Source organism: Pseudomonas sp. zjy_15 (genome assembly GCF_043101865.1).
GTDB classification, from domain to species: domain Bacteria; phylum Pseudomonadota; class Gammaproteobacteria; order Pseudomonadales; family Pseudomonadaceae; genus Aquipseudomonas; species Aquipseudomonas putida_Y.
On the sequence record NZ_JBICII010000021.1, the window covers coordinates 17,957 to 31,523 of the forward strand.

The window sequence follows — 13,567 nt, forward strand, 5'->3', positions numbered from 1 at the left end:
TACCGCATGATGTCGCGCCTCGTCGCCTTGTTCTTCCTGCTGTGCACCGGCCTGGCCCAGGCCGCCGCACCCACTGTGCTACAACGCCCGATCGACCTGGACACCGGCCAGGGCGTGCTGCACGGCAGCCTGCTGCTGCCGCAACAGGCCACCCCGCCGCCCGTGGTGCTGATCATCGCCGGCTCCGGCCCCACCGACCGCGACGGCAACAACCCGGCCTCCGGCAAGGTCGACAACCTCAAGCGCCTGGCCCTGCTGCTGGCCAACGAGCACATTGCCAGCGTGCGTTACGACAAACGCGGGGTGGCCGCCAGCCAGCCGGCCACGCCTGACGAGCGTGACCTCAGCGTGGAGCGCTATGTGGCCGATGTGGTCGCCTGGAGCCACAAGCTCAAAGCCGACCCGCGCTTCGGCCCGCTGATCCTGATTGGCCACAGCGAAGGCGCACTGATTGCCAGCCTGGCCGCCGAGCAGGCTGGCGCCAGCGCGGTCATCACCCTGGCCGGCAGCGGCCGGCCGCTGGCCGAGGTACTGCGCGAACAACTGGCCCAGCGCCTGCCGCCGGCGCAACTGGCCGGTGGCAGTGCCCTGCTCGACCGCCTGCAGGCCGGGCAGACCAGCCTGGATGTACCAGCGCCGCTGCGCCAGGTGTTTCGCCCCAGCGTGCAGCCTTACCTGATCTCGCTGTTCCAGCAAAACCCGGCAGCCGCCTTTGCCCGCCTGCCCATGCCGGCGCTGATCGTGCAGGGGCGCAATGACGTGCAGGTGGACGTGACCGACGCCCAACGGCTGAAAGCGGCCAAGCCAGATGCGCAACTGGTCCTGATCGATGGCATGAACCACATGCTGCGCATCAGCCCCAAGGGCATGAGCCAGCAACGCGACAGCTACCTCAACCCCGAACTGCCGCTGGCGCACGAACTGGGTGAGCGAATTGTGACGTTCATCCAGCATTTGCCTGCGGCGTAAGTCAAACAGGCTCAGGTCTCGGGCATGCCTGCCGATACAGCAGGCATAGCTGAGGACAAGCCCTGATGACCACCTCCCCCACCGCCGTCGAGCCGGCCGAAGAACCCCAGGAAGCCCCTGCCCTGCCCTGGGGCGAGCTGACCGTCGAACATTTCCAGCTGCTACGCCTGGCAGCACTGCCGACCGACCGCAGCACCGGCGCGCGGCCGCTGCGCTTTGTGCAGTTCGGCTATGCCGAGCGCCATGACAAGGCACACAGCCTGCTGCGCATGGAAATCCAGTTGCCTGGCCAGAAGGTGCACAAAGAGCAGAACCGCCTGGACATCCGCGTCGACCATGCCGAGCGCCTGGTACGCATTGGCAATGAACATGGCCTGCAAGTGGAACCCGTGAACCGCGGCATCGGCCGTTTCATGCTGGCCCAGGGCGCCCAGTGGTTGCAGCGCAAGTGGTCGCACTACCGGGTAGAAGGCATGGCGCTGCCGAGCAAGGATGCCCTGAACGAGGACTCACGCCTGCGCCGTGACCAGTGCTTGCGCGGGGTGGGTATCGAGGTGCAGTACGAGGACAGCCAGCACCTGAAGGGCCGTACCGCAGATATGACGGTGGGCCAGCTGAAGGCCGTCTGGAGCAGCGAGCGCCTGCAACGGGTGGAGATTCTGGATGCCGCCAACCTGCTGCAGCAGGCGGACCAGCAACTGCTGGAAAAGGAAGGGCAACTGCGCGAGCGGGATGAGCGCGTGGCCAAATACCAGCGCGAGGACGGCGGATTGCGTTTCACCATTACTTGCCTGGTGGCGTTTGCCGTGTTCCAGGCAGGGCTGTTGATCTGGATTGCTACCCGCTAAGACCGCATCTGTCGGTGGAGATTGGGGCCGCTTCGCGGCCCATCGCGACACAAGGCCGCTCCCACAGATTGATCCAGCACCTTGTGGGAGCGGCCTTGTGTCGCGATGGGCTGCACAGCAGCCCCAAATAGCCTAAACGCGGGCCTTGAACAGTTCCTGATGCTGGCGGCACTGCTCCGCAGTGAGCATGAACACCCCGTGCCCGCCACGCTCGAATTCCAGCCAGGCAAAGTCCACCTCGGGGTACAACGCCTCGACATGCACCTGGCTGTTGCCCACTTCGACAATCAGCAAACCCTTCTCGGTCAGGTGGTCAGCCGCTTCGGCCAGCATCCGCCGTACCAGGTCCAGGCCGTCGCTGCCGCAGGCCAGGCCCAGTTCGGGCTCATGGTGGTACTCGGCCGGCATATCGTCGAAGTCTTCGGCATCGACATACGGCGGGTTGGACAGGATCAGGTCGAAACGCTGCCCCGGCAAACCGCCAAAGCCATCGCCCTGCACGGTGTACACGCGACCGTCCAGGCCATGGCGTTCGATGTTCTGGTTGGCCACTTCAAGGGCCTGGAACGACAGATCGGCCAACACCACCTCGGCCTCGGGGAACACGTCGGCAGCAACGATGCCGATGCAACCCGACCCCGTGCACAGGTCCAGAATGCGCGCCGGGTCGCTGGCCAGCCACGGCTCGAAACGTTTTTCGATCAGCTCGCCAATGGGCGAACGCGGCACCAGCACCCGCTCGTCGACGATGAACGACATGCCGCAGAACCACGCCTCGCCCAGCAGGTAGGCGGCCGGTACACGCTCTTCGATACGGCGCTTGAGCAGGTGCTGCAGGCGTACCCGCTCGTCGTCCTCGAGCATGCAGTCCAGGTAGCTGTCGGCCACCTCCCATGGCAGGTGCACGGCACCGAGCACCAGCATGCGGGCCTCGTCCCAGGCATTATCGGCACCGTGACCGAAGAACAGATCATGCTCGTGGAAGCGGCTGACCGCCCAGCGGATGTAGTCGCGCAGCGTGCGCAGACGGGATGTGATCACGGGGTACTCCTATTTTCAGACCGGACAAAAGTCTAACAGCCCCACCCGCACATTTGTTCCTTTGCCTTGCCCAAAGGCTAGCCACAAGCCAGTAACCATGCCGCTTGCGTTGTCAACCATTCCCATTGGCGCCAAGGCAGGGGAGAATAGGTATACAAAAGCCCTATCCAAGGAGCCCTTGATGTCCGTTCCAACCACGATGTTTCGCCTCACTGGCCGCGACTATCCGCCGGCCAAGCTGAGCCACGCCAGCCTGATCATCATCGATGCACAAAAGGAGTACCTCAACGGTCCCCTGAAGCTGTCGGGCATGGACGAGGCCGTGGCCAACATCGCCAGGTTGCTCGACGCCGCCCGTAAAAGCGGCCGTCCGATCATCCATGTTCGCCACCTGGGCACTGTCGGGGGCCGCTTCGACCCCCAGGGGCCGGCTGGTGAGTTCATTCCGGGGCTGGAGCCGCTGGAAGGTGAAATCGTCATCGAAAAGCGCATGCCCAACGCGTTCAAGAACACCAAGCTGCACGAAACATTGCAGGAGCTGGGCCACCTGGACCTCATCGTCTGTGGTTTCATGAGCCATTCCAGCGTCAGCACCACCGTTCGCCGCGCCAAGGACTATGGTTATCGGTGCACCCTGGTAGAAGACGCGTCGGCCACCCGCGACCTGGCATTCAAGGACGGCGTCATTCCGGCCGCGCAGATTCACCAGTGCGAAATGGCCGTGATGGCTGACAACTTCGCTTGCGTGGCCCCCACCGCCAGCCTGATCTGAGCGGCTTGCAGGACCGCCCGGCAGCCGGGCGGAACCCGATGGGCAGCAGCAGGTCGAATTCCGGATATCCACCGAGGAGAGCGGAATGAAGCTTAAAGGCAGTTTCGACGCCAAGCGCCTGCGCCCGCGCGAACCGCGTAACTGGGGCGCCCGCCTGGCGGCCGGCCTGTCGGCCCTGCTGGCGACGCTGGGCGTGTTGCTGGCCATGGCCGGCGTCGCCGGCCTGCTGGGCAACTACCCTGCCCTGCAGGAACTCAACACCAACAAGCCACTGTCCAGCATCCTCACCGTGGCTGGCTTGTTGCTGCTGTGGCTGGGCGTGCGTTTCTGGCGGCGCAGCCGTATCCGCTTGCGCCGCGGGCGGGAGCTGAACCTGTCGCCGCACCTGATGAAGAAGCACGATTGATGGTTTTGCGTAACCTGTGCGGGCCTCTTCGCGGGTAAACCCGCTCCTGCAGGGATGTCACAGAGCCTGAAGGCGGCGGGGTACCTGTAGGAGCGGGTTCACCCGCGAAGAGGCCCGCACAGGCTGCACACGGCCCCACAGTCGCGTAAACTACGCCGCCTACGTGGAGGCATCATGCAAGACGACGATTTTTCCCTGTTCAAGGCCGAAGTGCGCGGCGTAAAACCGATCCGTCATGATCGTGCCGAAGTCGGCAAGCCCAAGGCCGATCGCCAAAAGCTGGCCGGCCTGCGCCAGGCGGCAACCGTGCGCAGTGACAAGGCTTTGGTCATCGATGGCATGTCCGACCAGTTCGTCATCGACGTAGGCGCCGAAGACGAGCTGATGTGGCGCCGCGACGGCGTACAGGAAGGCCAGCTGCGCAAGCTGAAGCTGGGGCAGATTCCGTTCGAGGGCAGCCTCGACCTGCACGGCATGACGGTGGAAAAGGCCCGCGAAACCTTGTGGGACTTCATCGCCGAAGCCACCAGACTGGAGGTCCGCTGCGTGCGGGTGACCCACGGCAAGGCTGCGCGCCTGGACGGCAAGCGCCCGATGATCAAGAGCCACGTCAACACCTGGCTGCGCCAGCACCCGCAAGTGCTCGGTTTTGCCTCGTGCAGTGCCCGCCACGGCGGCACTGGCGCGGTGTATGTGATGCTGAAGCGAACCATGCTCGAAGGCCGCGACGAGTAACGCCGCGCTTGCAGCGCCGCCCTCACCGCCGTACCCTTCGTTTTTGCGATTTTTTCCCACAGGTAGATCCATGTCCCTGGAACAGAACTACACCGAGATCCTCAGCCAGATTGGCGAGGACGTCTCCCGTGAGGGCCTGCTCGACACGCCCAAGCGGGCTGCAAAGGCGATGAAGTACCTTTGCCGCGGTTATGAGCAAACACTGGAAGAAGTCACCAACAACGCTTTGTTCAGCTCTGACAACAGCGAAATGGTGCTGGTCCGGGACATCGAACTGTATTCGATGTGCGAACACCACATGCTGCCGTTCATTGGCAAGGCACACGTTGCCTACCTGCCAAAGGGCAAGGTACTGGGCCTGTCGAAGGTGGCACGTATCGTCGACATGTATGCCCGCCGCCTGCAGATCCAGGAAAACCTCAGCCGCCAGATCGCCGAAGCCGTGCAGCAGGTAACCGGTGCTGCGGGCGTGGCCGTGGTGGTCGAAGCCAAGCACATGTGCATGATGATGCGCGGTGTCGAGAAGCAGAACTCGACCATGATCACCTCGGTGATGCTGGGTGAGTTCCGCGATAACGCCGCCACCCGCAGCGAGTTCCTCAGCCTGATCAAGTGATTGGTTGCTGGCCCCAAGCCGACCCTTCAGGGTCGGCTTTTGCATTTCAGGAGTTGCCCATGATCGTCAAAGCCCTGCGGGTTGGCCTCGGCCAGCTCATCGTGTTCGGTGACTGGATCAGCCGCCCGGCCAAACGCGAGCGCGACGCCGCCGCCCAGGCCCGCATCGAGCAAGCGGCCAAGGGGCTGGCGCTGTACCAGTTCCACGCCTGCCCGTTCTGCGTCAAAACCCGCCGCACCCTGCACCGGTTGAACGTGCCGGTGGCGCTGCGCGACGCCAAGAACGACCCGGTGCACCGCCAGGCCCTGCAAGAAGGTGGCGGCCGGGTGAAAGTGCCATGCCTGCGCATTGAAGAAGCCGGCAAGGTGACCTGGATGTACGAGTCCAAGGCGATCATCGCTTACCTGGATGAGCGGTTTGCCGCCATCTGACTGACGAAGCAGATCCCTGTGGGAGCAGGCGAGCCCGCGAAGCAGACACCGCGGTGGTTGGCACGGGCTGCGCCCGTGTTCGCGGGCACGCCCGCTCCCACAAGGATTGCGCAAGCGCCTGGAAAACAGGTCGGTTTTCAACCCACCATCGGCACATGCCGCGGGTGGCTGCTGACCCGCTCCAGCCAGGCCCTTACCGCCGGGTACTCTGCCAGGTCGAACCCGCCCTGCTGCGCCACATGGGTGTAGGCATACAACGCCACATCGGCAATCGAGTACTGCTCACCCACCAGGTAAGGCGTCATCTGCAACTGTCGCTCCATCACCCTCAACGCCTTGTAGCCGCCCTTGTGCAACTTGCGGTACTCGTCCAGGCGCTCGTCCGGCAGGCCCAGGTAGAACTGGATGAACCGCGCCACAGCAATATACGGCTCGTGGCTGTACTGCTCGAAGAACTGCCACTGCAACACCTGGGTACGCAGGCGCGGCTCGCTGGGCAGGAACTCGCTGCCATCGGCCAGGAAGTTGAGAATGGCGTTGGACTCCCACAGGTAACTACCGTCTTCCAGTTCCAGCACCGGTACCTTGCCGTTGGGGTTCATCGCCAGAAACTCGGGCGTTTCGGTCTCGCCCTTGAGAATGTCCACCGGGTGCCATTCATACGGCCGGCCCAGCAGGCTCAACATCAGCTTGACCTTGTAACAGTTACCCGACTGGTAGTCGCCATAGACCTTGTACATCGACCCTCCCTGCAAAGCAGTTTCGCAATTGCGCCCAATATGTGGCGACTGTACGGCTAAAAGCAATGGCCGCTGTATGGCAAGGATCAACCTTGCTCGCTGTAGTCTGAAAAAACTGCTTACACCTTTACAAGGATTTTGTTCATGACCGATGCCACTTCCGCACGTCTGCGGCCCCTGGCAGACACCTCCCCGTCGGCGGTGGTCGCCGGCTTCATTGCCATGCTCACCGGCTATACCAGTTCGCTGGTGCTGATGTTCCAGGCCGGCCAGGCAGCCGGGCTGACCACCGCGCAGATTTCGTCATGGATCTGGGCGCTGTCGATCGGCATGGCGGTGTGCAGCATCGGCCTGTCGCTACGCTACCGCACACCGATCACCATCGCCTGGTCCACCCCCGGCGCGGCGCTGCTGATCACCAGCCTGGGTGGGGTCAGCTATGGCGAGGCCATTGGTGCCTACATTACCTGTGCCTTGCTGGTGCTGGCGTGCGGCCTGACCGGCAGCTTCGAGCGCCTGGTCAAGCGCATTCCGGCCTCGCTGGCCTCGGCACTGCTGGCGGGCATCCTGTTCAAGATCGGCAGCGAAATCTTCGTGGCCGCGCAGCACCGCACATTGCTGGTACTGGGCATGTTCTTCAGCTACCTGCTGGTCAAACGCCTGTCGCCGCGCTATTGCGTGCTGGCCGCGCTGTTGGTGGGCACAGCATTGTCCGGCGCGTTGGGCCTGCTGGACTTCAGCGGCTTCCACCTGGAAGTGGCCAAGCCGGTGTGGACCACGCCAAGCTTTTCGCTGGCGGCAACCATCAGCATCGGCATTCCGCTGTTCGTGGTGGCCATGACCTCACAGAACATGCCCGGCGTGGCCGTACTGCGTGCCGACGGCTACCAGGTACCGGCCTCGCCGCTGATTTCGGCCACCGGCTTCGCCTCGCTGGTGCTGGCGCCGTTCGGCTCGCATGGGGTCAACCTGGCGGCGATCAGCGCGGCGATCTGCACCGGGCCGCATGCCCATGAAGACCCGAACAAACGCTACACCGCGGCGGTGTGGTGCGGGATTTTCTACGGCATTGCCGGTGTGTTCGGGGCCACCTTGGCGGCACTGTTCGCGGCATTGCCGAAAGAGCTGGTGCTGTCGATCGCGGCACTGGCGCTGTTTGGCTCGATCATGAACGGTTTGACCGTGGCCATGAGCGAGGCGCGCGAGCGAGAGGCAGCGGTGATCACCTTTATGGTGACCGCTTCGGGGCTGACCTTGTTTTCGATTGGTTCGGCGTTCTGGGGGATTGTGGCGGGGGTGTTGGCTTTGGTGATTCTTAACCCGCGTAGGGGGTGAGGGTTGTTGTTGCCTGGGGTGGCCTATTCGCGGGTAAACCCGCTCCTACGACGGGCTTTGTAGGAGCGGGTTTACCCGCGAATAGGCCGGCACAGACAACGAGATTACAACCTGAAATGCCCCACCATGCCCTTCAGGTCGGTGCCCAGTTGCGCCAGCTCGACACTGGACCGGGCATTGTCCTGCATCGCCAATGCCGCCTGGTCCGCACTGCCGCGAATCTGCGTGACACTGCGGCTGATCTCTTCCGCCACCGAACTCTGCTGCTCGGCGGCTGCGGCAATCTGCTGGTTCATCTGCTGAATCAATGACACCGCTGCGGCAATGCTGCCCAGCGCGCTTTCGGTCTGCAGGGCATCGGCCACGGCCAGCCGTACCAGCTCGGTACTGCCACGAATCTGCGCCACCGACTGCTGGGCATTGCCGCGCAGGCTGGCCACCAAGGTTTCGATCTGCTCGGTGGATTGCCGCGTACGCCGCGCCAGCGCGCGCACTTCATCGGCCACCACGGCAAAGCCACGCCCCTGCTCGCCGGCGCGGGCAGCCTCGATGGCGGCATTGAGCGCCAGCAGGTTGGTTTGCTCGGCCACGCTCTTGATCACTTCCAGCACGTCACCAATGGTGTGGATTTCGGCACTGAGGCTGTCGATGCCGGCGCTGGCAGCTTCTGCCGCCGACGCCAGTTGCTCGATGCGCTGCATGCTCTGGCGTACCACCTGCTGACCGGAGTCGACCTTCTCGTCCGCCGCCTGGGCCGCCTGCGCCGCCTCCTCGGCATTGCGCGCCACATCGTGCACGGTGGCAGTCATCTGCTGCATGGCGGTAGCGACCTGCTCGGTTTCCTCTTTCTGGCTGCCCACCTCGCGGTTGGTCTGCTCGGTCACCGTCGACAACGCCTGGGCGCTGCCGGCCAATTGTTCGATGCCCTGCTGCAAGCCGCTGACAATGCCCGAAAGCCCCGCCGCCATCTGCTGCATGGCCTGCATCAGTTGCCCCACCTCATCCCGGCGCGGCGCCTGGGCGTCGAAGCCCAGTTCACCCGCCGCAATGCGCTGGGCGCGGGCAATCACATGCTTCAACGGGCCGACCACAGCCCGGGTAATCAGCCAGGCCGCCAACACGCCTACAAGCAACGCCAGCGCCGTCGCCAGGCCGATGGCCAGGGCATTACGCTGCAGCTCGCCTTGCAGGGCCTGCTCCTGCCCAAGGTAGGCTTGGTCGACACGCCCGGTCACCCGCTCGGCGCTGGCTTGCAACTGCGCCTTGAGCCCCTGCTCGCGGGCCAGCTGGTCGGTGTATTCGTTGAGTTTTTCCGAGAAACTGCCAATGTGCCCAGCCACTTCACCCAGCACGCTCTGGTAACCGGCATCGCCAACCGCGCCTTGCAACTGGCTGACCAGGCCGGCGGCCTCCACCGTCTGGGCAATACGCTCCTGGCTCACACCCTCCTCGCCCTTGCGGCTTTTATCCAGACGCACCCGTGCTTCGTCCATGGCCTGCAGCATCAGCCGCGACACCTGGGCCACCTGCGCGGCTTGCTCAAGAAACTCGCTACCCTGCTGGCCTTGGGACTGCTTGAGGGTATATGCGCCGTCATCGGCCAGGCCGGCCTGCAGCACATCAAGGTTATTGGAGACGTTGGACACCGACCAGCTGGCCATGTCCAGCGCCAGCTCCTTGGCCTGCACAGCCTCGACAAAGGCTTCGAATGCCTGGCCATAGGCGGCAAGATCGGTTTGCGCCGCGGCCAGCGCCGGCAGGCCTTGGGCGCGTTCGACCAAACCCTGCAGGCCGCCACGCAAGGCGTCGGCCTGCTGAATGTCGGAGCGCAGGGCAAATGCCTGCTCATGCTCGCGCAAACGCAGCAAGTCGGTATTGAACTGGGCCAGCTGACGCAAACTGTCGAAGCGCTGGCCAACGCTTTGCAACGCCACAACGCCGATAGCCGCCACCGCCAGCGTCAGCAGCAGCACCAAGGCAAAACCCAGGCCAAGTTTGCGGGCCATGCCCAGGTTGGCCAGCACACCGTGCTTGCTCGCGCCCATCACCGATCCCCTTTCAGCCAGTGAGGTTATCCCGAAGGCTAAGGGTGGCAACGTTGCCTGCCAATGAACAAGGGGGTGGCGCCAGAATAGTGTCAAATAGCTATGTCTTGTCGTTTTTGGCTGCAAAGGGGTCGCTTTCAGTGCCCGCTGTAAGCAATATCACTAGGCCATCAATGATAGCCCGCCCCTCAGCCTGCGACGGTGCTTTCCCATATTAAATCGACGCAAGTAAGCCATTAATTTATTCCAATCCACACTTTATAAAACACTATTGACGCCATTAAATTTGCGCCAAACAGAGGGTATTGAAATTTTTTTAAATACCCCTGCACACATTAAAAACGTCGCTATCGTGATCGGTAACTGGCCCGTTCTCCGGACCTGCAGTGCACCCTGGAGTTTGTAATGAAAACAGCCATGTTTACTGCTGTGGTCACCCCGTTGCTGCTGTTTACTGTGCCAACCGTTGGATATGCCGATACTTCCACCGCACCGATATTCACCCTCGGCCTACAAGGGAGCTACACCCAACTGGAATTGAACGGCCCCAAGGATGACACCGAAGATATGCCCGAAGGTGGTTTATTCATCAATTACGGCAACAAGATGACGGCCAGGCAAGGCCTTGTCTACCAGGCCGAAGCCAGCGGCATGTACTCGAAACAGCATGACCAGAAGCTCAAGGACGGCCAGGCCGACCTGGACCTGGGCTGGCGGTTGGCGCTGGCGGAACGGCATTCAGTCGACCTGCTGCTGGGCGCCGGCTACAAATGGAACCGGCTGGAACCCAATACCAGCCGTCATGATGTCGACCTTACCAACCGCACGCCATTCGCCAAGCTCGCAGCGGGGTACAATTACCGCTTCAATAATGCCACCCTGCGTTTCGAAGCGGGCATACGCCAGGTCATCAATGGCGACTCGCAATTGAAAATACATGGCATCAGCAGTGAAGAGGTTGATTTGAAAGATACCACCAACCCCTTTGCCGAACTTAGCGTGCTCTTCAACCAACACGGTACTGTGCCGGTATACGCTTCGCTTTACTTCAGCCGCTACAACTATGAACTGGACGGGCAGTTCCAGATGACCGCCTCGGACGAACAAACCCGTGACGAGTATGGCTTGAAGATAGGCGTCAGCTTTTAGCCGGGGGCCAGCTGCCTGCGCGGCTTGCTCAGGAAAGGCCTGGGCACGCCCATCCTGTCCATGCGCGACATGGTGGGCTTTGGCCTGGTGATCGCAATTGCAAAGGGCGGGCTTGCCCGCGAAGCAGCCCGCACGGCATCCACTCAGATCGCCGTGGCCCCGCCATCTACCGTCAGGCAATGCCCGGTGGTAAACGCCGCGCCGTCACTGCACAGGTACAGCACGGCGCTGGCGATTTCCTCGACCTTGCCAATGCGCCCCACCGGGTGCATGGCTGCGGCGAACTCCGCCTTGCGCGGGTCGGCTTGGTAGGCGCGGCGGAACATGTCGGTGTCGATCACGGCCGGGCACACGGCGTTCACGCGGACGCCCTTCTTGGCGTACTCGATGGCCGCCGACTTGGTCAGGCCGATGACCGCATGCTTGCTGGCGCTGTAGATGCTCATCTTCGGCGCCGCCCCAAGCCCCGCCACCGACGCGGCATTGACGATGGCCCCACCGCCTTGGGCCAGCAATAAGGGCAACTGATACTTCATGCACAACCACACGCCCTTCACGTTCACACCCATGATGGCATCGAACTCCGCTTCGCTGCCTTCGGCCAGGCGGTGTTGCTCGATCTCGATCCCGGCGTTGTTGAAGGCGTAGTCCAGCCGGCCGTACGCGGCAATCAGGCGCTCATGCAACTGGCGCACGTCGGCGTCGCGGGTAACGTCGCAGGCAATGAACAGCGCTTCGCCGCCCGCCGCGTGGATCAGCGCCACGGTGGCCTCGCCGCCGACCGGGTCGAGGTCGGCCACCACCACCTTCATGCCCTCGTGGGCGAACGCCAGGGCGGTTGCCCGGCCGATCCCAGCAGCCGCGCCGGTCACCAGGGCTACCTGGCCAGAAAAGGTCATGCTCATCGCGTGCTCCTGTGAGGGTTTGGGTAGGGGTCAGAGCATAGTCAGCCACCACTCGGCCGGGCAGCATCATCACAGCAACGGTTGGGCTACCATGCTTGTCAGTGATTTTAAGCAACCGCCTTCATCAACAAGGTAGATTGAACGCCTTACGCCCTCCACAGCCCACAAGGACCCGCCATGACCCAGACCAACCGCCGCTTCCTGCTTGCCAAACGCCCGGTCGGCGCCGTGCGCCGTGACGACTTCAGCTTCGAGACCGTACCCGCCGAACAACCCGGCGAAGGCCAGATACTGGTGCGCAACCTGTACCTGTCGCTGGACCCGGCCATGCGTGGCTGGATGAACGAAGGCAAGTCCTACATCCCGCCCGTGGCCCTGGGCCAGGTAATGCGTGCGCTGGGCGTCGGTGAGGTGGTTGCCTCCAATCACCCCGGCTACCAGCCCGGCGATTACGTAAGCGGCGCCCTCGGCGTGCAGGACTACTTCACCGGCGAGCCCCAGGGCCTGCACAAGATCGACCCCAAGCTGGCCCCCCTGCCCCGTTACCTGTCAGCGCTGGGCATGACCGGCATGACCGCCTACTTTGCCCTGCTGGACGTCGGCCAACCCAAAGCTGGCGACACCGTGGTCATCTCCGGCGCGGCCGGTGCGGTGGGCAGCATTGTCGGGCAGATTGCCAAGATCAAAGGCTGCCGCGTGGTCGGTATTGCCGGCGGTGCCGAGAAGTGCCAGTACCTGAAGGACGAACTGGGCTTTGACGGCGTGATCGACTACAAGGCCGAAGACGTGCTGGCCGGCCTGAAGCGCGAATGCCCCAAAGGCGTAGACGTGTACTTCGACAACGTGGGCGGCGACATCCTCGATGCCGTGCTGACGCGCATCAACTTCAAGGCACGCATCGTGATTTGCGGCGCGATCAGCCAGTACAACAACAAAGAAGCCGTGAAAGGCCCGGCCAACTACCTGTCGCTGCTGGTGAACCGCGCGCGCATGGAAGGTTTTGTGGTGATGGATTACAGCAAAGACTACGGCAAAGCCGCGCTGGAGATTGCCGGCTGGCTGGCCAGCGGGCAGGTGAAGAGCAAAGAGGATGTGGTGGAAGGGCTGGAAACCTTCCCGGAGACCTTGTTGAAGCTGTTCAGCGGGGAGAATTTTGGCAAGCTGGTGTTGAAGGTTTAAACGCCCTGCACGGCACCGATGGCCCGGCACAGCCCGTCGTAGGAGCGGGTTTACCCGCGAAAGGGCCGGGCCTGCCGGCCAATTTCCACCGGCCGTTCACCGTTGCCGCTGCTACCGTATTCGCGGGTAAACCCGCTCCTACACGGATCGAGGGTGCAGCCACATCAATGGTTCGACACAGGCATCGGTGGCCCGAAAGGGCCAGGCCTGCCGGCCAATTTCCACCAGCCGCCCACCGTTGCCGCCGCCACCGTATTCGCGGTGACACACATCGGTGGCCCGGCACAGCCCGTCGTAGGAGCGGGTTCACCCGCGAAAGGGCCGGGCCTGCCGGCCAATTTCCACCAGCCGTCCACCGTTGCCCCCGCCCCCGTATTCGCGGGGGACACACATCGA

At 63.2% G+C, this 13,567-nt stretch carries 14 protein-coding genes and 1 pseudogene; 10 read left to right on the forward strand and 5 right to left on the reverse strand.

Annotated features, from left to right (window positions below; translation table 11 throughout):
- The first annotated feature begins 6 nt into the window (after positions 1-6).
- Together ACF8EF_RS03030 and ACF8EF_RS03035 are read left to right on the forward strand one after the other, a co-directional pair.
- Positions 7-969, forward strand: coding sequence for an alpha/beta hydrolase (locus ACF8EF_RS03030; protein ID WP_176685827.1), 963 nt, complete (start codon positions 7-9; stop codon positions 967-969).
- A gap of 65 nt (positions 970-1,034) precedes the next feature.
- Entirely contained in the window at positions 1,035-1,817 is a 783-nt protein-coding gene (locus tag ACF8EF_RS03035) for a hypothetical protein (protein ID WP_176685828.1), read from the forward strand.
- A 132-nt stretch (positions 1,818-1,949) separates the two neighbouring features.
- On the opposite strand, the gene prmB is transcribed toward ACF8EF_RS03035, so the two are convergent.
- On the reverse strand, positions 1,950-2,858 hold the full coding sequence (gene prmB, locus ACF8EF_RS03040; protein WP_021783085.1) for a 50S ribosomal protein L3 N(5)-glutamine methyltransferase: 909 nt from the start codon (positions 2,856-2,858) through the stop codon (positions 1,950-1,952).
- A 181-nt stretch (positions 2,859-3,039) separates the two neighbouring features.
- Here prmB and ACF8EF_RS03045 point away from each other — a divergent pair, with 181 nt between their 5' ends.
- From ACF8EF_RS03045 to ACF8EF_RS03065, 5 genes are all read left to right on the forward strand, one after another.
- Positions 3,040-3,630, forward strand: coding sequence for a cysteine hydrolase family protein (locus ACF8EF_RS03045; protein ID WP_176685829.1), 591 nt, complete (start codon positions 3,040-3,042; stop codon positions 3,628-3,630).
- 85 nt (positions 3,631-3,715) lie between these two features.
- A complete protein-coding gene (locus ACF8EF_RS03050; protein ID WP_176685830.1) occupies positions 3,716-4,036 on the forward strand; it encodes a hypothetical protein in 321 nt (106 codons plus the stop codon).
- Between the two features lie 174 nt (positions 4,037-4,210).
- Positions 4,211-4,771 carry a Smr/MutS family protein gene (locus tag ACF8EF_RS03055; RefSeq protein WP_176685831.1) on the forward strand — a complete coding sequence of 187 codons (561 nt, stop codon included), beginning with the start codon at positions 4,211-4,213 and terminating at the stop codon, positions 4,769-4,771.
- Positions 4,772-4,841: 70 nt separating this feature from the next.
- Positions 4,842-5,387 (forward strand): GTP cyclohydrolase I FolE, encoded by a 546-nt coding sequence (gene folE, locus ACF8EF_RS03060; RefSeq protein ID WP_003252789.1) that lies wholly within the window; start codon positions 4,842-4,844, stop codon positions 5,385-5,387.
- 59 nt (positions 5,388-5,446) lie between these two features.
- A complete protein-coding gene (locus tag ACF8EF_RS03065) occupies positions 5,447-5,818 on the forward strand; it encodes a glutaredoxin (protein WP_392460463.1) in 372 nt (123 codons plus the stop codon).
- Between the two features lie 137 nt (positions 5,819-5,955).
- On the opposite strand, the gene ACF8EF_RS03070 is transcribed toward ACF8EF_RS03065, so the two are convergent.
- Positions 5,956-6,558 carry a glutathione S-transferase family protein gene (locus ACF8EF_RS03070; RefSeq protein ID WP_176685806.1) on the reverse strand — a complete coding sequence of 201 codons (603 nt, stop codon included), beginning with the start codon at positions 6,556-6,558 and terminating at the stop codon, positions 5,956-5,958.
- A gap of 144 nt (positions 6,559-6,702) precedes the next feature.
- On the opposite strand from ACF8EF_RS03070, the gene ACF8EF_RS03075 reads away from it, so the two are divergent.
- Positions 6,703-7,893: a benzoate/H(+) symporter BenE family transporter gene (locus ACF8EF_RS03075; protein WP_176685807.1), complete on the forward strand. Its 1,191-nt coding sequence runs from the start codon at positions 6,703-6,705 to the stop codon at positions 7,891-7,893.
- A 104-nt stretch (positions 7,894-7,997) separates the two neighbouring features.
- Here ACF8EF_RS03075 and ACF8EF_RS03080 read toward each other — a convergent pair whose 3' ends face one another.
- Entirely contained in the window at positions 7,998-8,879 is an 882-nt protein-coding gene (locus ACF8EF_RS03080; protein WP_370844823.1) for a methyl-accepting chemotaxis protein, read from the reverse strand.
- A 27-nt stretch (positions 8,880-8,906) separates the two neighbouring features.
- A pseudogene (locus tag ACF8EF_RS03085) lies at positions 8,907-9,938 on the reverse strand (methyl-accepting chemotaxis protein); the annotation flags it as partial.
- Positions 9,939-10,343: 405 nt separating this feature from the next.
- Here ACF8EF_RS03085 and ACF8EF_RS03090 point away from each other — a divergent pair.
- Complete coding sequence (locus tag ACF8EF_RS03090; protein ID WP_176685809.1) at positions 10,344-11,087, forward strand: outer membrane beta-barrel protein; 744 nt, start codon at positions 10,344-10,346, stop codon at positions 11,085-11,087.
- A gap of 143 nt (positions 11,088-11,230) precedes the next feature.
- Here the strand turns inward: ACF8EF_RS03090 and ACF8EF_RS03095 are convergent, their stop codons facing one another.
- Positions 11,231-11,992 carry an SDR family oxidoreductase gene (locus ACF8EF_RS03095; protein WP_209964279.1) on the reverse strand — a complete coding sequence of 254 codons (762 nt, stop codon included), beginning with the start codon at positions 11,990-11,992 and terminating at the stop codon, positions 11,231-11,233.
- A gap of 177 nt (positions 11,993-12,169) precedes the next feature.
- Between ACF8EF_RS03095 and ACF8EF_RS03100 the strand changes: the two genes are divergently transcribed.
- The gene (locus ACF8EF_RS03100) at positions 12,170-13,171 is read left to right on the forward strand and encodes an NADP-dependent oxidoreductase (RefSeq protein WP_230064502.1); all 1,002 of its coding nucleotides are present in this window, start codon (positions 12,170-12,172) and stop codon (positions 13,169-13,171) included.
- Positions 13,172-13,567 lie beyond the last annotated feature (396 nt).